Annotated in this window: 18 protein-coding genes; 9 read left to right on the plus strand and 9 right to left on the minus strand. The window is 71.9% G+C overall.

The window, feature by feature from the left end:
- Position 1 precedes the first annotated feature (1 nt).
- The 4 genes from uraH to ACFC0G_RS27990 form a co-directional block, all read right to left on the minus strand.
- Positions 2-391 (minus strand): hydroxyisourate hydrolase, encoded by a 390-nt coding sequence (gene uraH / locus ACFC0G_RS27975; RefSeq protein WP_376407944.1) that lies wholly within the window; start codon positions 389-391, stop codon positions 2-4.
- The gene (uraD, locus tag ACFC0G_RS27980) at positions 388-903 is read right to left on the minus strand and encodes a 2-oxo-4-hydroxy-4-carboxy-5-ureidoimidazoline decarboxylase (protein ID WP_376407946.1); all 516 of its coding nucleotides are present in this window, start codon (positions 901-903) and stop codon (positions 388-390) included. The genes uraH and uraD overlap by 4 nt, the downstream gene beginning before the upstream one ends.
- 156 nt (positions 904-1,059) lie before the next feature.
- Positions 1,060-1,398: a helix-turn-helix domain-containing protein gene (locus ACFC0G_RS27985; RefSeq protein WP_376408033.1), complete on the minus strand. Its 339-nt coding sequence runs from the start codon at positions 1,396-1,398 to the stop codon at positions 1,060-1,062.
- 44 nt (positions 1,399-1,442) lie between these two features.
- On the minus strand, positions 1,443-1,694 hold the full coding sequence (locus tag ACFC0G_RS27990; RefSeq protein ID WP_078627122.1) for a hypothetical protein: 252 nt from the start codon (positions 1,692-1,694) through the stop codon (positions 1,443-1,445).
- Between the two features lie 140 nt (positions 1,695-1,834).
- Here ACFC0G_RS27990 and ACFC0G_RS27995 point away from each other — a divergent pair, with 140 nt between their 5' ends.
- The 4 genes from ACFC0G_RS27995 to ACFC0G_RS28010 all read left to right on the plus strand — a co-directional run bounded on the left by ACFC0G_RS27995 (position 1,835) and on the right by ACFC0G_RS28010 (position 6,558).
- A complete protein-coding gene (locus tag ACFC0G_RS27995) occupies positions 1,835-2,668 on the plus strand; it encodes a TIM barrel protein (protein WP_376407948.1) in 834 nt (277 codons plus the stop codon).
- Positions 2,669-2,712: 44 nt separating this feature from the next.
- Positions 2,713-3,603 carry a 2-hydroxy-3-oxopropionate reductase gene (locus ACFC0G_RS28000; RefSeq protein WP_376407950.1) on the plus strand — a complete coding sequence of 297 codons (891 nt, stop codon included), beginning with the start codon at positions 2,713-2,715 and terminating at the stop codon, positions 3,601-3,603.
- 212 nt (positions 3,604-3,815) lie between these two features.
- Positions 3,816-5,273, plus strand: coding sequence for a catalase (locus tag ACFC0G_RS28005; RefSeq protein WP_376407952.1), 1,458 nt, complete (start codon positions 3,816-3,818; stop codon positions 5,271-5,273).
- A gap of 619 nt (positions 5,274-5,892) precedes the next feature.
- Positions 5,893-6,558 (plus strand): HNH endonuclease, encoded by a 666-nt coding sequence (locus ACFC0G_RS28010; protein ID WP_376407954.1) that lies wholly within the window; start codon positions 5,893-5,895, stop codon positions 6,556-6,558.
- Here the strand turns inward: ACFC0G_RS28010 and ACFC0G_RS28015 are convergent.
- Complete coding sequence (locus tag ACFC0G_RS28015; protein ID WP_376407956.1) at positions 6,542-7,771, minus strand: MFS transporter; 1,230 nt, start codon at positions 7,769-7,771, stop codon at positions 6,542-6,544. The genes ACFC0G_RS28010 and ACFC0G_RS28015 overlap by 17 nt on opposite strands.
- A gap of 101 nt (positions 7,772-7,872) precedes the next feature.
- Between ACFC0G_RS28015 and ACFC0G_RS28020 the strand changes: the two genes are divergently transcribed.
- Positions 7,873-8,844 carry an ArsR family transcriptional regulator gene (locus tag ACFC0G_RS28020; protein ID WP_376407958.1) on the plus strand — a complete coding sequence of 324 codons (972 nt, stop codon included), beginning with the start codon at positions 7,873-7,875 and terminating at the stop codon, positions 8,842-8,844.
- Between the two features lie 183 nt (positions 8,845-9,027).
- On the opposite strand, the gene gcl is transcribed toward ACFC0G_RS28020, so the two are convergent.
- Positions 9,028-10,815, minus strand: a complete 1,788-nt coding sequence (gcl, locus tag ACFC0G_RS28025; protein WP_376407960.1) for a glyoxylate carboligase — start codon at positions 10,813-10,815, stop codon at positions 9,028-9,030.
- Positions 10,816-11,051: 236 nt separating this feature from the next.
- On the opposite strand from gcl, the gene ACFC0G_RS28030 reads away from it, so the two are divergent.
- From ACFC0G_RS28030 to ACFC0G_RS28040, 3 genes are all read left to right on the plus strand, one after another.
- A complete protein-coding gene (locus tag ACFC0G_RS28030) occupies positions 11,052-12,353 on the plus strand; it encodes a hypothetical protein (RefSeq protein WP_376407962.1) in 1,302 nt (433 codons plus the stop codon).
- A 154-nt stretch (positions 12,354-12,507) separates the two neighbouring features.
- Positions 12,508-13,332 (plus strand): TIGR04222 domain-containing membrane protein, encoded by an 825-nt coding sequence (locus tag ACFC0G_RS28035; RefSeq protein ID WP_376407965.1) that lies wholly within the window; start codon positions 12,508-12,510, stop codon positions 13,330-13,332.
- A 19-nt stretch (positions 13,333-13,351) separates the two neighbouring features.
- Positions 13,352-14,002, plus strand: coding sequence for a GNAT family N-acetyltransferase (locus tag ACFC0G_RS28040; protein WP_376407967.1), 651 nt, complete (start codon positions 13,352-13,354; stop codon positions 14,000-14,002).
- Between the two features lie 60 nt (positions 14,003-14,062).
- Here the strand turns inward: ACFC0G_RS28040 and ACFC0G_RS28045 are convergent, their stop codons facing one another.
- The 3 genes from ACFC0G_RS28045 to ACFC0G_RS28055 form a co-directional block, all read right to left on the minus strand.
- Positions 14,063-15,121 carry a phosphotransferase gene (locus tag ACFC0G_RS28045; RefSeq protein WP_376407970.1) on the minus strand — a complete coding sequence of 353 codons (1,059 nt, stop codon included), beginning with the start codon at positions 15,119-15,121 and terminating at the stop codon, positions 14,063-14,065.
- Between the two features lie 236 nt (positions 15,122-15,357).
- Positions 15,358-16,968: an AMP-binding protein gene (locus ACFC0G_RS28050; RefSeq protein ID WP_376407972.1), complete on the minus strand. Its 1,611-nt coding sequence runs from the start codon at positions 16,966-16,968 to the stop codon at positions 15,358-15,360.
- Positions 16,965-18,650: an AMP-binding protein gene (locus ACFC0G_RS28055; protein WP_376407975.1), complete on the minus strand. Its 1,686-nt coding sequence runs from the start codon at positions 18,648-18,650 to the stop codon at positions 16,965-16,967. Before ACFC0G_RS28055 ends, ACFC0G_RS28050 begins: the two co-directional genes overlap by 4 nt.
- Positions 18,651-18,788: 138 nt before the next feature.
- Here ACFC0G_RS28055 and ACFC0G_RS28060 point away from each other — a divergent pair, with 138 nt between their 5' ends.
- Positions 18,789-19,601 (plus strand): LuxR C-terminal-related transcriptional regulator, encoded by an 813-nt coding sequence (locus ACFC0G_RS28060; protein WP_376408036.1) that lies wholly within the window; start codon positions 18,789-18,791, stop codon positions 19,599-19,601.
- The last annotated feature ends 50 nt before the right edge of the window (positions 19,602-19,651 follow it).

Raw genomic sequence — 19,651 nt, forward strand, 5'->3', positions numbered from 1 at the left:
GCTAGCTCCCTCGGTAAACGGAGTAGCCGAACGGGTTGAGCAGCAGCGGTACGTGATAGTGCTCGCCCGGCTTGACGGCGAACGTGATCGCCACCTCCGGGAAGAACGCACCGCTGTCCCTTACGCGGGGGGCGTCCTGCTGCGCCTCGGCTTGCTTCTTGGAGAAGTACTCCTCGACCTCGAAGTCGAGTCGTACGTGGGTGGTTTCTTCCGGCAGCGCCGGCAGGTCCTTGCAGCGCCCGTCCGCGTCGGTGGCGGAGCCGCCGAGCGTGACCCATGCGCCGTCGAGGCCCTTGCGGGCCGCGAGCGTGATGGCCACGCCCTCGGCGGGGCGGCCGATGCTGGTGTCCAGGATGTGCGTGGACACCGAGGCCGTGGTGTCGGTGCTCATTCGGAGCTCTCTTCCTCTGCGAGACGGGTCAGCCGGATGCGGTTGATCTTGCCCAGTTCGGTGCGGACGATCTCCCGCTCCTCCTCGGGCGAGTTGCCGATCCGCTCACGGACCGCGTCGCGCATCTGCTCGCCGGTCCTGCCGGTGGCGCAGATGAGGAAGACATGACCGAACTTGTCCTGGTAGGCCAGGTTGAGTTCGAGCATCTCGGTCTTGAGCTCCGCGGAGGCGCCGGCCATCCCGCTCTGTTCGCGGGAGGAGGTCGGGTCCCCGGCCTTCGGACGACCGATCGGCGGGTGGCCCGCCATCGCGTCGGCCAGGTCCTCGACGGTCAGCTCGGCCATGGCGGCGTCACTGGCGAGGAAGAGGGCTTCGGCGGTGGCGTACGGGCGCTGGGCGAGCAGTTTGCTCCCCCACGCCGAGCTGGAGCACACCTCGTGGAGCGCGGCGAGAGCCTCGCTGTCCGCCGAGGTGTTGAACCGGGTGAGACCCGGTGTCGTACCTGAAGTCACGGGAAGCCTCCGTGGCTGTTTTTCGCTGTGCGTCGGACGGGCTGCGGATAGCTAACGCCCTCCGCAACACAACGTCAACACTTTGTTGAAAAGTCGGCCACACAAAAGCCGTCGTCCCGACATCTGGACGACGGCTTGTGGTCACAACAAGATCAACTAGCTGCTCTCGGCGGCCTTTTCCCTGCTCAGGGCGGTCTCTCTGTTGAGGTAGTTGTACACGGTGAAGCGGCTGACGCCCAGCGCCCCCGCCACCGTCTCCACCCCATGGCGCACCGAGAAGGCACCGCGTGCCTCCAGAACGCGCACCGCTTCCTGCTTCGCCTTGCGGTCCAGTTCGGCCAGCGGCATCCCGTGCCGTCTTTCCATCGCCGCGAGGATGTGATCCAGCGAATCGGACAGCTGCGGCAGTCGTACGGCGAGGACGTCCTCCCCCTCCCAGGAGAGGACGACGTCGTCACCCTCCGCCTGCGTGGGACCCAGCAGCTCCGCGCCCATGGCGTCGACCAGCGGCTTCACCGCCGCGATCAGCGGATGTTCGGTCACTTCTCGCCCTCCCCGATCACATTCACCTGGAGCGAGACCCGCGTGGCACCGGCCGCGAGCGATCTGCGCAGCAGCGCGTCGACCGCGGTGAGCACCTCGTCGGCGCCGCCTTCCGCCGTATTGCCGAAGGGGCCGACGTCGACCGCGTCCAGTTCGGCCGACTGGATGACCTCACGGGCCACGACCGCGTGCGCCGGCGCCTCGTCGAGGTCGAACGGCTCGGTCGTGAACTCCACTCTCAAACGCACCATGGACCCAAAGTACGGCCCCGCCCCGACGTACGGGAGCCCCGGACCTGCGGGGACCTCTTGACAAGGAGGACGACCTGCTTGCAACATTCCGTCAGACAGAAACTTACTTCCGCGATACGGAAGGAGCGCCGCCCCTCATGGGATACACGGACCAGCGCTTCGATGTGAACCTGTCGATCCTCTTCACGGAACTCCCGCTCCTGGAGCGCCCCGCGGCCGCCGCCGCGGCGGGCTTCACGGCGGTCGAGCTGTGGTGGCCCTGGATCGACACCGCCACCCCCGAGCAGAGCGAGCTCGACGCCCTCAAGAAAGCCCTTGAGGACGCCGGCACCCAGCTGGTGGGTCTGAACTTCTACGCCGGACAGCTCCCCGGCCCGGACCGCGGCGCCCTCTCCGTACCCGGAGAGGAGTCGGACCGCTTCCGCGCCAACATCGAGGTGGCCGCCGACTTCGCCGCCTCGGTCGGCTGCAAGGCGCTCAACGCGCTCTACGGCAACCGCGTCGAGGGGGTGGACCCGCAGATCCAGGACACCCTCGCCCTGGAGAACCTGGTCCTGGCCGCCCGCGCGGCGGACCGGATCGGCGCGATCCTCCTCGTCGAGACCCTCAACAAGCCGGAGTCGCCGCTCTACCCGCTGGTGAGCGCCCCCTCCGCGATCGAGGTCATCGACAAGGTGAACGCGGCCACCGGTCTCGGCAACGCCAAGTTCCTCCTCGACATCTACCACCTGTCGATGAACGGCGAGGACGTCAGCCAGGTCATCGCGGAGTACGCCGCCAAGACCGGCCACGTCCAGATCGCGGACAACCCGGGCCGCGGCGCGCCGGGCACCGGCGAGCTCCCCCTGGAGCAGCTCCTCGACGAGCTCAAGAAGGCCGGCTACGACGGCTGGGTCGGCCTGGAGTACAAGGCCGCCGACGCCGCCGCGTCCTTCGCCTGGCTCCCGGTCGAGGCCCGCCCGGCCCGCTGACCAGCGACTTCTCCCCGTACCACCAGTTTTTGAGAGGCACCCTCATGAGCAACCTTCCCAAGATTGCCTGGATCGGCCTCGGAATCATGGGCTCCCCCATGTCCGAGAACCTGCTGAAGGCCGGCTACGCGGTCACCGGCTTCACGCTGGAGCAGGACAAGCTGGAGCGGCTGGCCAAGGCCGGCGGCACCTCCGCCTCGTCGATCGCCGAGGCCGTGAAGGACGCCGACGTCATCGTCACGATGGTGCCCGCCTCCCCGCAGGTCGAGGCCATCTCCTACGGCCCCGAGGGCATCCTGGAGAACGCCAAGGAGGGCGCGCTGATCGTCGACATGTCGTCGATCACCCCGCAGACCTCCGTCGACCTGGCGAAGAACGCCGCCGCCAAGGGCATCCGCGTCATCGACGCCCCGGTGTCCGGCGGCGAGGCCGGCGCGATCGAGGCCGTGCTCTCGATCATGGTCGGTGGCGAGCAGGCCGACTTCGACGAGGCCCTCCCGATCCTGGAGACCCTCGGCAAGACCATCGTGCTCTGCGGCCCGCACGGCTCCGGCCAGACGGTGAAGGCCGCCAACCAGCTCATCGTCGCGGTCAACATCCAGGCCTGCGCCGAGGCCGTCGTCTTCCTCGAGAAGTCCGGCGTGAACCTCCAGGCCGCCCTGGACGTCCTCAACGGCGGTCTGGCCGGCTCCACGGTCCTGACCCGCAAGAAGGACAACTTCCTGAACCGGGACTTCAAGCCCGGCTTCCGGATCGACCTGCACCACAAGGACATGGGCATCGTCACCGACGCCGCCCGCAACGTCGGCGCGGCCCTCCCGGTCGGCGCCGTCGTGGCCCAGCTCGTCGCCTCCCTGCGTGCGCAGGGTGACGGCGGCCTGGACCACTCGGCCCTGCTGCGCGCCGTCGAGCGCCTCTCCGGCCAGCAGGTCTGACCCCCAGGGGGTGCCTTGCGGGTCACCCCTCAGCCCCTTCACCGGGGCCCCTGATTTCCGGTCGGCGGCGGCGCTGACACCTGTCCTGTCGCGCCCAGGCGTCGCCGCCGACCGGAACACCACACTTCCTTTTCAACAAACTGTTGACGTCGCGTTCCGGCCGAATCTAGGCTCCTCGCACCGTCAGCAGAGTTCCCGTACGGAAGGTCACGATGTCGAAGCGCGTGCTTACGACCGAGTCCGGCGCCCCCGTCGCCGACAACCAGAACTCCGCCACCGCCGGCGTCGGTGGCCCCATCCTCCTCCAGGACCAGCACCTGCTGGAGAAGCTCGCGCGCTTCAACCGTGAGCGGATCCCGGAGCGTGTGGTGCACGCCCGCGGTTCCGGTGCGTACGGCTACTTCGAGGTGACCGACGACGTCACCGCGTACACCAAGGCGGACTTCCTCGGCGAGGTCGGCAAGAAGACCGAGACCTTCATCCGGTTCTCCACCGTGGCCGACTCGCTCGGCGGCGCGGACGCGGTCCGTGACCCCCGCGGCTTCGCCCTGAAGTTCTACACCGAAGAGGGCAACTACGACCTCGTCGGCAACAACACCCCGGTGTTCTTCATCAAGGACCCGATCAAGTTCCCCGACTTCATCCACTCCCAGAAGCGCGACCCCTTCACGGGCAAGCAGGAGGCGGACAACGTCTGGGACTTCTGGGCGCACGCCCCCGAGGCGACGCACCAGATCACCTGGCTCATGGGCGACCGCGGCATCCCCGCCTCGTACCGCCACATGAACGGCTACGGCTCCCACACGTACCAGTGGACCAACGAGGCGGGCGAGGCCTTCTTCGTCAAGTACCACTTCAAGACGAACCAGGGCATCCGCAGCCTCTCCGCCGACCAGGCCGCCGAGCTCGTCGGCAAGGACGCGAACTCGCACCAGACCGACCTGCTCCAGGCCATCGAGCGCGGCGTGAACCCGAGCTGGACCCTGTACGTCCAGGTCATGCCGGCCGCCGAGGCCGCCGAGTACCGCTTCAACCCGTTCGACCTCACCAAGGTGTGGCCGCACAGCGACTACCCGCTCCAGCGCGTGGGCCGCCTGGTCCTCGACCGCAACCCGGAGAACGTCTTCGCCGAGGTCGAGCAGGCCGCCTTCTCCCCGAACAACTTCGTCCCGGGCATCGGCCCCTCGCCGGACAAGATGCTCCAGGGCCGCCTCTTCGCCTACGCGGACGCCCACCGCTACCGCCTCGGTGTGAACCACACCCTGCTGCCGGTGAACGCCCCCAAGGCGACCACCGCGGAGAACTACGGGCGCGACGGCTTCATGGCCACCCGCAACGGCTCGCGCCACGACAAGAACTACGAGCCCAACTCGTACCAGGGCCCGGCCCAGACCGACGCCGCGCTCTCCGCGCCGCTCGCGATCCACGGCTGGACCGGCACCCACGAGGCGCCCGCGCACACCAAGGACGACGACTTCTTCCAGGCCGGCGAGCTCTACCGCCTGATGTCCGCCGAGGAGAAGAGCCGTCTGATCGCCAACATCGCCGGCGGTCTGTCCCAGGTGTCCCGCGAGGACGTCATCGAGAAGAACCTCGCGCACTTCGCCGCCGCCGACGCGGAGTACGGCAAGCGCGTGGCCGAGGCGGTCCGCGCCCTGCGCGAGGACTGACCGCACAGCAGCACCCAGACTGCGTACGGCGCCTGACGGGAGGTCAGTGCCGTACGCGGTCCGGATCGCCGGCCCGGATGAGGGGTGGTCGGCGGACCGGACAAGCGTGAGGACCGCGGCGGCGTCGAGCCAGTGCGGTGGTAAGGGCGTCGGGCCCCCCTTCTTGACCTGAAAGAAGAGGACAGCCGGCACGCCCGTCGCCGCCGCCGCGGTCCTATCGCCCAGCCCTTCCCCTCGGGGGCACCGAAAGCAGCTGCACCCACAGACTCCGTCCGGCGGCGCGAACGACCCACTCTCGACGCCGCCCTCGCACTGCTTCGCAGGCTTCGGACGGCTGCGTCGGACTCCGTCCGCCGGCCCCGAACGCAGGTACACCCACAGACTCCGTCCGGCGGCGCGAACGTCCTGTCGCGCCAGCCTCGTGCCGTCGGACGGGCACAACGGGAGAGCGTGGAACCAGGTTTACGGTCCTTGGTTCCGCGCTCTTCTTCGTATGTACGGGTGGACGCGGTACGGGCGCCCAGCGCATCGTTTCTGCGGTGAAGATCCGCACCCGCTCGGAGGAGCGCTCCGCGATTCGGGCCCCACGCGCCCCGATCCCGCGGCTATCCATCGGTACATGATCAAGAACCTGATGCGCGGTCTCGCACCGCTCGCGCTGATCCTGTCCCCGCTCGCCGTCCCCTCCCCCGCCCTCTCCGCCGGCGTCGTCCTCTTCCCCGACGCGCTGGCCGAGCTCACCGAGGCCTCCGAGGACCCGGACGGCTACAAGGAGTCGGCGTTCCGCCACTGGAACCAGGGCCTCGACCCGGCGGACGGCTGTGACACCCGCTCCGAGGTCCTCGTCGCCGAGTCCGTCGACGCCCCGAAGACCGGTGCGGGCTGCGCGCTGACCGGGGGCCGGTGGACCTCGTTCTACGACGGGCAGAACGTCACCGACCCGGCGGGGCTCCGCGTCGACCACCTCGTCGCCCTCGAAGAGGCCTGGCAGTCCGGGGCCTCCGGCTGGACGGCCGCCCGGCGCGAGCAGTACGCCAACGACCAGGGCGCCGCCGCGACCCTCGTCGCCGTCACGGCCCGCAGCCGGAAGGAGAAGGCCGGCCGCGACCCCGCCGAGTGGGTGCCCGTGGACTCCACCCGCTACTGCCGATACGTCGGCGAGTGGGTGAGCACCAAGCTCCGCTGGGGCCTGTCCGCCGACAAGGACGAGGTGGAGGCGCTCAAGCTGTTCGCCGACGGGCCGTGCGAGGACACGGTCGTGCACCGCTCTACGGCGCCTCGCTAGGCAGTGCCCGACTGGGCGGTGCCGCCTTCGAGGGCGCCTCGTCGGGCGGTGCCGCTTCGGCCTCGCGGTCGGCCCGGGCGAGTACCAGGGTGACGGTGAGCGAGGCGAGCGCGAGCAGCGCCATGCCCGTACGCGGTGACGTGAACTGGGCGAGGGTGCCCGCGAGCGCCGCGCTCACTCCCTGGAGGGCGAGCATCCCGGAGGTGTGCAGCCCGAGGGCGTGGCCGCTCAGCTCCTCCGGCACCAGGGCCATCAGCCGTTCCTGGTGCAGCAGGCTCGCCCCGTACCCGACGGCCGAGACGGTCACGAGGGCGAGGACGAGCGGCAGCCCCGGGTCGAGGGCGAAGACCAGGAACGGGGCCGCGAGCAGCGCCTGGAGCGGGAAGCGGATCCGCTCGCGCAGCCGCGCCGGTACGAAGCGGCCGACGGCCGTGTCCCCGACGAGCATCCCGAGGCCGGCGCAGGCGAAGAGCAGCCCCGCCCGCTCGGGGGCGTACGGCACGAAGAGCGACTCGCAGCCGACGATCAGCCCGTTGGGCACCCACAGGGCGAGGTAGCAGCGGCGGCGGGCAGGCGAGGCCCACAGGCGCGCGTTGGTCCGCCAGGTCTCGGCGACGGAGGCCCGGCCGGTGGCGCGCGGTGTCCGCCGGGTGAGACCGAGGCGGGCGACGAGGGCCGCGGCGAGGTAGAGCACGGCGCCGACGAGGACCGTGCCGCGCGGGGAGAGGAACGCGACCAGGACGCCGCCGGTCGCGAAGCCGGCGATCTGGCAGACGCCGACCGCCATGTTCGTCACCGAGCGGCCGAGGAGGTACTGCTCGCGGGCGAGGATCTCGTTCAGGAGGCCGTAACGGACGCCGCCGCCGAGCGAGGCCGCCAGCCCCTGCCCGAAGAGGACCACGAAGACGGCCCAGACCGGCAGGGCGGGGAGCGCCAGGACCGCCGTGCACAGGGCGAAGAAGAGCGCGAGCCCGGCGATCGCGGTGCGCGGCGGGAGCCGGTCGGCCGCCGAGAGCAGGGTCGTCGCGCCGACCAGCTGGGCGAGCGAGGGCCCGAAGAGCGCGAGGGCGGAGAGCAGCGGGGAACCGGTCGCGCGGAAGACGAGGGTGGCGAGGCCGAGTCCGGCCACCATCTGGGCGGCGACCTGGGCGGAGCCGGCGAGGAAGAGCGGGGTGAACTCGGGGGTACGGAACAGCGCGCGGTAGCGGGGCATGCGGGCAGTCTCGGGGGCGCCCGGCGACGGCGATACTGTTTCGCTCCGGGGCGAAACCAACGGGCTCGTGGGGACTCGTGGCGAAAGGGCGGTCGTCGTCTATGGGCTGGTGGCAGATCGGTACGGACTCGCTCGCGGGCAGCCGTTTCGTCGTCTCGCCGCTGAGCGAGACGATCGCGGCGCTCAAGATCCTGCACACGGGCTCGGGCTCCCACCCGGGCGAACAGGCCTGGCTGGCCCGGCACCTCCCCTCCTACCGGGCGCGCCTGGCGGCCGCTCCGCTCGACGGTCTGCTCGTCGGGGCCGCGCTCGGGCGGACGTGGAACGCGGACTTCCTGACCCCGACGCCGCTCGGCGAGGGCGAGCAGCCCTTCGAGGAGGAGGTCGAAGCGGTCCGCACGGCCGATCCGGCCGCCGCCGTACCGCAGTTGGCGGTCGCGCTCGACGGTCCCGTACCGGAGCCGCTGCGCTCGGCGCGCGATCTTCCGGAGCGGATGGCCGCGGTCCTGACGTGGGTGTGGCGGGAGAGCGTGCTGCCGGAGTGGCCGCGGCGCCGGCGGGTCCTCGAAGCCGATGTGGTGGCGCGGACCGCGCAGTTGGTCCGGGGCGGCTGGGCGGCGGCCCTCGACGAACTCTGCCCGGGGAAGATGCGGTGGCTCGGCGACGGCCGGCTCCAGGTCAACTCCCGGGACTATCCACCGCGTTCGGTGGACGGCGGCCGTCTGCTGTTCGTGCCGGTGACCGCGAGCACGGGATGGGTGTCGTGGGAGGGGACGGAGCGGTCCGCGGTGGTGTACCCGTGCGCGGGCGCCCTTGCGGACGGCTCGGGTCCCGTTCCGCCCGAGGCGCTCGGCGCGCTGCTCGGCGCGGCACGGGCGGGTGTGCTCGTACGGCTCCGAACGCCCAAGTCCACGAGCCAGTTGGTGGCGCTGACGGGGCAGGGCCTCGGATCGGTGGGCCGGCACCTGAAGGTCCTGCTCGACGCCGGCCTGGTCCGGCGGGGACGGGCGGGCCGGTCCGTCCTGTACGAGTGGACGGAGGCGGGCGCGGTGCTGGTGGCGGCCCAGGGGTGAGCGCGGGGCGGGGGCGACCGGGGGTGAGCGCGAGGCGGAGAGCGACCGGGGGAATGGGCGTGGGGCGGCCCCCGTCCCGGTGCTCCTCGGGACGGGGGCCGTGTCAGTGCTCCCGGATCAGACCTTCAGGTCTCGGGCCTTGAGGCCTCAGCCTCAGACCCTCAGGTCTCGGGCCTTGAGGTCTCAGACCTTGAGCGGCTTGATCGCGGTCGGCGCGTGGCCGGGCTCGGTCGCGAGCTCCTCGAACTCGGTGACGTCGCTCATGTCGACCGTCTTGCTCATCGCGATGTTGGTGATGCGCTCCAGGATGGCCTCGACGACGACCGGGACCTGGAACTCCACCGCGAGCTTCTTCGCCTCTTCGAGGGCCTCGCCCAGCTTGTCCGGGTCGGTGACGCGGATGGCCTTGACGCCCAGGCCCTCGGCGACCTTGACGTGGTCGACGCCGTAGACGCCGATCTCCGGGGTGTTGATGTTCTCGAACTCGAGGTTGACCTCGAAGTTGATGCCCAGGTTGCCCTGCGCCTGGCGGATCAGGCCGAGGTACGCGTTGTTCACGAGGACGTGGACGTAGGGGACCTTGTGCTGGGCGGCGACCGCCAGCTCCTCGATCATGAACTGGAAGTCGTAGTCGCCGGACAGCGCCACGACCGGGGTCTCCGGGTCGGCGGTGGCGACACCGATGGCGGCCGGGATGGTCCAGCCGAGCGGGCCGGCCTGGCCGCAGTTGATCCAGTGGCGCGGCTTGTAGACGTGCAGGAACTGCGCGGCCGCGATCTGGGAGAGGCCGATGGTGGTGACGTAGCGGGTGTCCGGCCCGAACGCCTTGTTCATCTCCTCGTAGACGCGCTGCGGCTTGATCGGGATGTTGTCGAAGTTCGTCCGGCGCTGGAGGGTGGCCTTGCGCTCCTGCGCGGAGGCGGACCAGGCGGAGAAGTCCGGCAGCTTGCCGGCGGCCTTCAGCTCCTTGGCGATCTCGATGAAGAGCTCCAGCGCGACCTTGGCGTCGGAGGCGATGCCGTAGTCCGGGGCGAAGATCTTGCCGATCTGGGTGGGCTCGACGTCGACGTGGACGAACTTCCGGCCCTTGGTGTACGCATCCATGTTGTAACCGGTGTGGCGGTTGGCCCAGCGGTTGCCGATGCCCAGGACGAAGTCCGACTCCAGGAAGGTCGCGTTGCCGTAGCGGTGCGCGGTCTGGACGCCGACCATGCCGGCGGCGAGCTCGTGGTCGTCCGGGATGGTGCCCCAGCCCATGAGGGTGGAGATGACCGGGACGTTGATCAGCTCGGCGAACTCGACGAGGAGGTCGGTGGCGTCGGCGTTGATGATGCCGCCGCCGGCGACGATCAGCGGGCGCTCGGACTCCAGGAGGAAGCTCAGCGCCTTCGCGGCCTGGGCGCGGCTGGCCTGCGGCTTGTAGACCGGCAGCGGCTCGTACGTCTCCGGGTCGAACTCGATCTCGGTCAGCTGGACGTCGATCGGGAGGTCGATGAGGACCGGGCCGGGGCGGCCGGAGCGCATCAGGTGGAAGGCCTGCTGGAAGACGCCCGGGACCTGCGCGGCCTCCAGGACGGTCGTCGCGGCCTTGGTCACCGGCTTGGCGATGGACGCGATGTCGACGGCCTGGAAGTCCTCCTTGTGGAGCTTCGAGACCGGGGCCTGGCCCGTGATGCAGAGGATCGGGATGGAGTCCGCGATCGCCGAGTAGAGGCCGGTGATCATGTCGGTGCCGGCGGGGCCGGAGGTGCCGATGCAGACGCCGATGTTGCCGGCCTTGGCCCGGGTGTACCCCTCGGCCATGTGCGACGCGCCCTCGACGTGACGAGCGAGCGTGTGGCTGACGCCGCCCACGTTCTTGAGCTCGCGGTAGAAGGGGTTGATCGCCGCGCCAGGCACGCCGAACGCGTTGGTGACGCCTTCGCGCTTGAGGATCTCAACGGCCGCTGCGGCGGCGGTCATACGAGGCATGGGAGTGCTCCTGCTTCGGCCGGTCGGAGGCAAGCGTGCCCGGCGGCTCAGGGAGCCCGGGAGGCTTGTTTCCGTAATGCGGAAATACTGTTCTGCTATACGGAAGTAATGTAGGTCGGGTCCCGGAGAACCGTCAAGAGAAGTCCGCCCCGCGGGATCACCGAAGTGGCCGAACTCCCTCCCCCGAGGTGGCCGATGGGTGGACGATGGGGGCGGAACGACAGGGGGTCGCGGTGGTGGGTGAGTCGGTACCGGTGCGCTGCCCGGAGTGCCAGCGGACGCAGGCGTACGCGGCGCCCGTCTTTCCCTGCGCGTGCGGAAGCCCCGTCGCCCCTCCGGTGACGGCGGGCGCGACGGCGGAGCCGATCACGCACCGGAACTGGACGGACGAATGGGTCACCGTCCGCTGCGGCGCCTGCGGCCGCGAGGACGACTGGCCCCACCCGGAGCTCGGCTGCGCCTGCGGCACGGTCCTCCGGGTCCCCGTCCAGCCGGTGGGCACGGAGTCCGACGGGAACGGCGGGGCGGGGGCGCAGCACCCGGCCGAGGGCGGCGGACGCGCCGGGGCGCGGGCTCCGCACAGCCCGCAGGCGCCACAGCCCCCGCACGGTGCGCAGACACCGCACGGTCCGCAGACGCCGCATACTCCGTCGACCGCGCACACCGCGCCGAGCTCGCGGACCCAGCGTCCGCCGCAGAGCCCGCCTCCCCCGGCCGGTCCTTCCTCCTCCCCGCACACCGCCCCGTCGCCGTCCCCGTCCCCGTTCCCCTCCTCGGCTCCCGGCCGTGCCGGGTCGACCGCGCCGGACGCGGCACCCCGTGACCCCGGCGGTCCGGGGCTCACGCCGCCGACGGCCGCAGGCGGGACCTTCGGCGCCCGACCGGAACCGGAGGCCCCCGGCGGTCCGGCCAGGCCCCGGGCGTTCGAGCACGGCTCGGAGTGGTTCGGTTCGGGCCCGACCGGCCGGGACGACGGCGTTTCCGGCGACGGGGCTCCGGACCACGGCGTCTCGGGCGACGGCGTTCCGGGTGGCCTGGACGTCCCGGGTGGCCTGGACGTCCCGGCCCGGGCCCGGGCGCACCGCACGTTCGCCGAGCGGTACCCCGCGCACATCCCGCTGCCGCCCACGGCCCCGCGCCCGGCTCCGATGCGGGGTACCTTCCGGCCGGTGACGATCCGGACCGCGCGGGACGCGGTGGCCGCGGCCGCCGGGTACCTCCGCTGGCTCGGCTTCCGGGACGTGGTCCAGCCCGAGGACCGCCCCGCCTCCGGCGTGGACCTGCGGGCGCCGGGACTCGTCGCCCAGGTGGATCCGAGCACGCGGCCGGCCGGGCTGCGGGCCGTCGAATGCCTCTGGCTCAACGGCCTGAGCACCCCCACCACGAGCGTGAGCGTGTTCTTCTCGCTGGCCGGCTACACCCCGGAGGCGCGCAAGCGGGCCGCCGAGATCGGCCTCCCGCTCTTCGTCCTCGACCTGACGGGCACCCCGCAGCCCGTCAACCTCGCCGCCGACGAGCTGGCCGCCGACGGCGCCTGACCCTCCCGTCCGGCGCCGTCCCCGCCCCAACGCACCCCACCGCACCTCAACCCACCCCGCCGAGCCCCGCCCACAACACCTCGCCATCCGAAACCGGCCATTCACGCGTGACGATCACGGTCCCCCGGGCACAACACCCTCGGGGGGTGGCGTCATGTCGACGGCGATGTGGTGGTTCATCGGGGTGGCCTGCGCGGAACTGGCGCTCGCCGCCGCGCTGTTGCGAACCCGCAGCCAGGAAAGCGGGGCGTGGACCGCGGGCGACGAGCCGCCGCCACAGGCCCTCGCGCTGCTGCGGGGAGGGCGCCGGGCGGCCGTCACGGTCGCGCTCGTGGCGCTCCACCAGCGCGGGGCGGTCGCCGCGGGACGTAAACGTACGATTCGGGCCAACGGAGGTCCGGGCCGGACCCGAGATCCCGTACAGCTCGGGGTGCACGGGGCGCTGCACCGGGCGCTGGCGCTGCGGGCGCTCGCCCTGCGGCCCGAGGCGCGGCGGGCCGTGGACGCCCTGCACGGCGAGCTCGGCCGGGCCGGTCTGCTGCGGCCGCCCGCCCGGCTGCGGGCCGCGCGCGTCCTGCTCGCCTGCGTCCCGCTGACGGTCGGCGCCGGACTGCTCGTGGGCTGGGCGCGCCACGGGCGCGACGGCGGACCGGGCGGTGCGGGCCTGATCGTGGTCGTGGCGGTCGCCCTGCTCCCGGTCCTCCTCGCGGCGGCGCTGCTGCGCCTGCCGCCGGCGACGCGGGCCGCGCGGCACCTGCTCGCCGGCCTGCGGGAGCGGCATCCGCTGCCGGCCCACCGGCGCGAGGTGACGGACGGGCGTCTCGTCCAGTTGTACGTCGCGCTGTACGGGGATCCGGCGCTCGCCCTGTTCCTGCCCCGGTTCTCCCGGGACGGCGGGCTGCTCGACCGCCCGCGCGAGGCGGACGAGATCAGGCCTCCCCCGGAGCCGGGCAGGGGGACGGGCCGCACCGTTCCCTGACCTCGCGCCATACTGTCGTATGCGCATCAGAGCGGCCGCTCCGGCCGAACTCCCGCTGCTCCAGGACATCGAACGGGCGGCGGGCGAGCCGTTCCGTTCTCTCGGCATGGCGGCGATCGCCGACGACGACCCCCTGCCCCTGGACGTCCTGGAGGCGTATCGCTGCGAGGGCCGGGCCTGGGTGGCGGTGGACGCGGCCGACCGTCCGGTCGCCTATCTGCTCGCCGACACCGTCGACGGCTCCGCCCACATCGAGCAGGTGTCGGTGCACCCGGACGCCGCCCGCCGGGGCGTCGGCCGGGCGCTGATCGAGCACCTGGCGGCGGCCGCCAGGGAGCAGGGCCTGACGGCACTGACCCTGACGACCTTCACCGAAGTCCCGTGGAACGCCCCGTACTACATCCGGCTCGGCTTCCGCCCGCTCGCCGAATCCGACCCGGCGCTCACGGACGGGCTGCGCGCCATCAGCCACGCGGAGGCGGCACACGGCCTGTCGGTCTGGCCCCGGGTGTGCATGCGCCGGGAGGTCCAGGAGCCGCTGGAGGTCCAGGAGCCCCCGAAGGTTCAGGAGTCCCGGGAGGTCCAGGAGACTCCGGGGGTTCACAAGCCCCGGGGCGCCCAGGAGCCCCGGGGGGTCCAAGAGCTCCAAGAGGCCCAGGAAGCCCCTTAGGCCCTGCCCGGCCTACGCCTCAAGCCCGCCCCGGTCCCAGCCCCCGCCCGCCCGTCGCCCCTAGAACCAAGGGCGGGCGTCGGGCGTGGGCAGCGGACGCAGCTTCGGCCAGCGGACGAGCAGGCGGTCGGCCATGGCGGAGCCGAGACGGCCGACGGCGTGCAGGTGATCGTGGTCGCGGGTCATGTCGGCGACCACGCCCAGGCGGTGGACGAGCCGCTCGCGGGCGGAGACGTAACCCCACTCGAAGTCCTCGGCGGGCACCCGGGCGAGCTGGTCGGCCGTCCCGCGGTGGGCGCGCTCGACGAGCGCGTCGCCCTGGATCAGCCAGCCCGCGCACGCGTCGGCGAGGTCACCCGGCACGTCCTTCCCGGTGAGGCCGCGCCAGGTGGTCCGGTAGACGTCCTCGACCTCCGCGAGCGGGGCCGCGGTCACCGACATCGCACACCAGCAGGTGGGGAAGCCGATGCGGAAGTAGGCGAGTTCGATCAGGCCGTTGCCGAGGGAGGCCCGCTCGAAGTCGACGAAGCGGACGCCGTCGGCGGTGCGCAGATCATTGCCGGGGCAGGGGTCGCCGTGCAGCAGCGCGTGGTGCGGGGTGGGGTCCAACCGCTCCAGGAGACCGGCGAGTTCCTCGGGAACGCCGGCCGGTACGGGCACGTCGAGCGCCCTGGCCAGGGCGAGGAAGGACTCCGCGTCGGCGGCGGTGGGCCCCGACCAGACCGGGAGTGCGCCCGCGTCGGCGGGCCCGGTCAGGGCGTGCAGCCGGGCGAGCGACTCGGCGTACCCCGGCATCCAGTCGTCCGTCCTGCCGAGGTCGTCCAGGTGCTCCAGGACCATGACCCGCGAGGACGGGTCCGTGGCGAGCACCTCGGGGGCCACGGCGGGCCCGGAGGCCCGCCCCGCCAGGCTCAGCCCGGCGAGCTCCCGCTCGAAGCGCGTGTGCGCGTCGGCACCCGCGTCCCCGTCGTCGGTGACCTGCTTGACGATCACCGGCCGCCCGCCGGTCAGCCGCACCCGCCACACCCGTGACCGCGGACTGCTGTCCAGGAGGGTGACCTGCTCGGGGGTGCCCACGGTGGACAGCAGCGCTTCATGGAACGGAACACGGTTCGGCATGTCGCCGAGCGTAACCGCACCTTCGCACGCACGACCGAGCACCCTGGCCCCGGCCATGATCCGCCGGACAGGCCCTAGGGGGTGTCTTGTCGATCAGGCCGGATCAGGGAGCGGCGTCTGGTGCCGTGCATCGCAAGGCGGAGGAGGGAGTCAACGCGGAGCGTTGGCGACCGACGACAACGCGGCGAGGCGCGGTGCCAGGCGTCGCGAGCCCGGCCTGATCGGCAAGACACCCCCTAGCGACCTTCCCCGTACCGCTGCCGCAGCTCCACCTTCCGCACCTTGCCGCTGACCGTCATGGGGAACTCGGTGAGGATCTCCACCCTGCGCGGGATCTTGTAGTGGGCGAGCCGGTCCCGGCAGAAGGCCGTCACCTCCTCCAGGGTCGGCGGGTCGGCCGGGTCGCGGGGGATCACGCAGGCCAGGATCTCCTCGCCGTACCGCTCGTCGGGCACGCCGACGACCTGGACGTCGGCGATCTTGGCGTGCCCGTAGAGGAACTCCTCGATCTCGCGCGGGTACACGTTCTCCCCGCCCCGGATGATCATGTCCTTGATGCGGCCGACGATCTGGACGTAGCCGTCGTCCCGCATCACCGCCAGGTCACCGGTGTGCATCCAGCGGCCCGCGTCGATCACCTCGGCGGTCTTCTCCGGCTCGTCCCAGTAGCCGAGCATCACGCTGTAGCCGCGGGTGCAGAGCTCCCCCGCCGCGCCGCGCTCCACGGTCAGTCCGGTCGCCGGGTCGACGACCTTGACCTCGACGTGCGGCAGGACCCGGCCGACGGTGCCGGTGCGGCGGTCCAGGTCGTCGTCGCGCCGGGTCTGGGTGGAGACGGGCGAGGTCTCGGTCATGCCGTAACAGATCGACACCTCCGCCATGTTCATCTCGGCGACGACCCGCTTCATCACCTCCACCGGGCACGGCGAACCGGCCATGATGCCGGTGCGGAGGGTGGAGAGGTCGTACGTGGCGAAGTCGGGGAGGTTCAGCTCGGCGATGAACATCGTCGGCACCCCGTACAGCGAGGTGCAGCGCTCCTCCTGCACGGCCCGGAGGGTGGCGGCGGGCTCGAAGGACGGCGCGGGGATCACCATGCAGGCGCCGTGCGAGGTGGCGGCCAGATTGCCCATCACCATGCCGAAGCAGTGGTAGAAGGGCACGGGGATGCAGATCCGGTCCTGCTCGCTGTAGGCGATCATCTCCCCGACGAAGTAACCGTTGTTGAGGATGTTGTGGTGGGAGAGGGTGGCCCCCTTCGGGAAGCCGGTGGTCCCCGAGGTGTACTGGATGTTGACCGGCTCGTCGCAGGAGAGCGGCTCGGGGCGCAGCTCCCCCGCCGTACGCGCGAGGAAGACATCCCAGCTGGGGTCCCCGAAGTGCACGACCTCCCTCAACTCCGTGCACTCTCCGCGTACTTCCTCGACCATGGCCCGGTAGTCGCTCGTCTTGTGGGCGAGCGTGGCGAAGAGCAGGGAGATGCCCGCCTGGTTCAGTACGTACGCCAACTCGTGGGAGCGGTAAGCGGGGTTGATGGTGACCATGATCGCGCCGATGCGGGCGGTGGCGTACTGGACGAGGACCCACTCGGCGCAGTTCACCGCCCAGATCCCGACCCGGTCGCCCTTCCGGACGCCGCTGCCGAGCAGCGCGTCGGCCAACCGGTCGACATCGGCGCCGAGTTGGGCGTAGGTCCAGCGGCGGCCGCCGGGGACGTCGACGAGCGCCTCCCGGTCGGGCCAGGCGGCGACGGCCCGGTCGAGGTTGGCGCCGACGGTGTCGCCGAGGAGGGCGGTGCCGGACACCCCGTGCGCGTACGAGAGTTCCGTGGTCCGCGCGTTCGTCATCCCCGGTCTCCTTCGGTGTACTCCGTGCCGCCGCCCTCGGCGGTGAGCCGGCGCAGTTCCACGCGCCGGATCTTGCCGGAGACGGTCTTGGGCAGCTCGGCGAACTCGATCCGCCGGATCCGCTTGTACGGGGCGAGGACCGCGCGCGAGTGGTCGAAGAGGGCCTGCGCGGTCCGCGCGTCCGGCTCCCAGCCCGCCGCGAGGACGACGTACGCCTTGGGGACGGCGAGTCGCAGCGGGTCGGGGGCGGGGACGACGGCCGCCTCGGCGACGGCCTCGTGCTCCAGGAGGGCGCTCTCCAGCTCGAAGGGGCTGATCTTGTAGTCGGAGGCCTTGAAGACGTCGTCGGCGCGTCCGATGTACGTGATGTACCCGTCCTCGTCCCGCGAGCCGATGTCACCGGTGCGGTAGTAGCCGCCCGCCATCGCCTCGGCCGTACGCTCCGGGTCGCCGTGGTAACCGGTCATCAGGCCCACCGGGTTGGCCGACAGGTCGAGACAGATCTCGCCCTCCTCTACGTCCGCCCGGCCGCTCACCGGATCGACGAGCGTGACGCGGAAGCCGGGGCTGGGGCGGCCCATGGAGCCCTCCTTGAGCCGCTGGCCGGGGCTGTTGGAGACCTGCACGGCGGTCTCCGTCTGGCCGAAGCCGTCCCGGATGGTGACGCCCCAGGCGCGCCGTACCGACTCGATGACCTCGGGGTTGAGGGGTTCGCCGGCGGCGACGACCTCGCGCGGCGGGGTCTTCAGCTGCCCGAGGTCGGCCTGGATCAGCATCCGCCACACGGTCGGCGGGGCGCAGAAGCTGGTGACGCCGTGCCGGTCCATCTCGCTCATCAGACGGGCCGGGTCGAAGCGCGTGTAGTTGTGGATGAAGACGGTCGCCTCCGCGTTCCACGGCGCGAAGAGGTTGGACCAGGCGTGCTTGGCCCAGCCGGGCGAGGAGATGTTGAGGTGCACGTCCCCGGGCTTGAGGCCGATCCAGTACATCGTCGAGAGGTGCCCGACCGGGTACGAGGTGTGGGTCTGCTCGACGAGCTTCGGCCGGGCGGTCGTCCCGGAGGTGAAGTACAGCATCAGCGTGTCCGCGGCGAGGGTCACGCCGTCGGGCTCGAAGTCGGCGGACTCCCGGACGGCGTGCTCGTAGCCGAGCCAGTTCACCCCGTCGCCGCCGATCGCGATGCGGGTGTAGTCGCCGGGGACGTCGTCGAACTTGGCGGTGTCCTCGGCGCGCACGATGACGTGGCGGGCGCGGCCGCGCTCGACGCGGTCGCGGAGGTCGGCGGGGCCGAGGAGGGGGGTGGCGGGGATGACGACGGCGCGCAGCTTCATCGCGGCGAGCATCGTCTCCCACAACTCGGCCTGGTTGCCGAGCATGACGATGATCCGGTCGCCGGCGCGGACGCCCTGGGCGCGCAGCCAGTTCGCGACGCGGTTCGAGCGGGCCGACATCTCGGCGAAGCTGATCCGCGTCTCGGAGCCGTCCTCCTCGACGATGTGCAGGGCGGTTCTGTCGTTGCCGGCGGCGATGACGTCGAACCATTCGAGCGCCCAGTTGAAACGGTCGGGGCGGGGCCAGGCGAAGCCCTCGTACGCCGTGTCGTAGTCCTCGCGATGGTGGAGCAGGAAGTCCCGGGCCGCCCGGAACGTCTCCGTCGCGTCGGCCGCGCTCGCTGCGGTCATGTGTCCTCCTCGTTGCGGGACAGGTCCCGGACATCGTGTAATCGGTGACCCAGGTCTCACTACCCCCGTTCGGGGGTGAACCAGCCGACCGGCCCAACGGACGACGGGGAGTGAACGGTGCGCGAGCACGTCGAATCGATGGAGCTGCGCGGCGCGCTGCTGCGGATGCGCCGTGCCACCGGTCTCCCGGTGGTGTTCGGGGGGCTGCTCCAGGACGGCCGCGTGCTGCGGATCGCCGAGCTGACCGGGGCGGTGACCCCGGCGCTGCACGGGCTCGCGATCTCGGCCGGCTCGGGGCTCGGGGGCAAGTGCCTGGCGCTCTCGCGGCCGTGCGCGGTGACGGACTACCCCTCGGCCCGGCACATCACGCACGAGTACGACGTGCCGGTCTCCGCGGAGGGGCTGCGGTCGGTGATCGCCGTACCGGTCGTGGTCCGGCGCACGGTGCGCGGGGTGCTGTACGGGGCGCTGCGCGACGCGCTGCCGATCGGCGAGCGGGTCTTCGACGCGGCGGTGGCGGCGGCGCGGGACGTGGAGCAGGCGCTCGCGGTACGGGACGAGGTCCGCCGGCTGCTGGCCCCGCCGCCCTCGGAACCGTCCTGGGAGGAGGTGCGGCAGGCACACGGCGAGCTGCGCGCGCTGGCTCCCCGGGTGGCGGATCCGGAGCTGCGGGAGCGGCTGCTCGCGGTGTGCGGCCGTCTGGAGTCGGCCTCGGTCACGGCGGCGTCGCCGGTCCCGGGGACGGCGGGCCCGGTGGTGTCGCTGACGTCGCGCGAGAAGGACGTCCTGGCGGCGGTGGCCTCGGGGGCGACGAACGCGGCGGCGGCGTCACGCCTCGGGCTGCGGCCGGAGACGGTGAAGGGCTACCTGCGCTCGGCGATGCGGAAGCTGGGCGCGCACACCCGCCTGGAGGCGGTGGTGGCGGCCCGCAGGGCGGGGGCGCTGCCGTAGGGCCCCCTCACTCCCCGCCCCTCACTCCCCGCCCTTCACCACCCTCCTTC

This window comes from Streptomyces sp. NPDC056169, assembly GCF_042268445.1.
Lineage (GTDB): Bacteria > Actinomycetota > Actinomycetes > Streptomycetales > Streptomycetaceae > Streptomyces.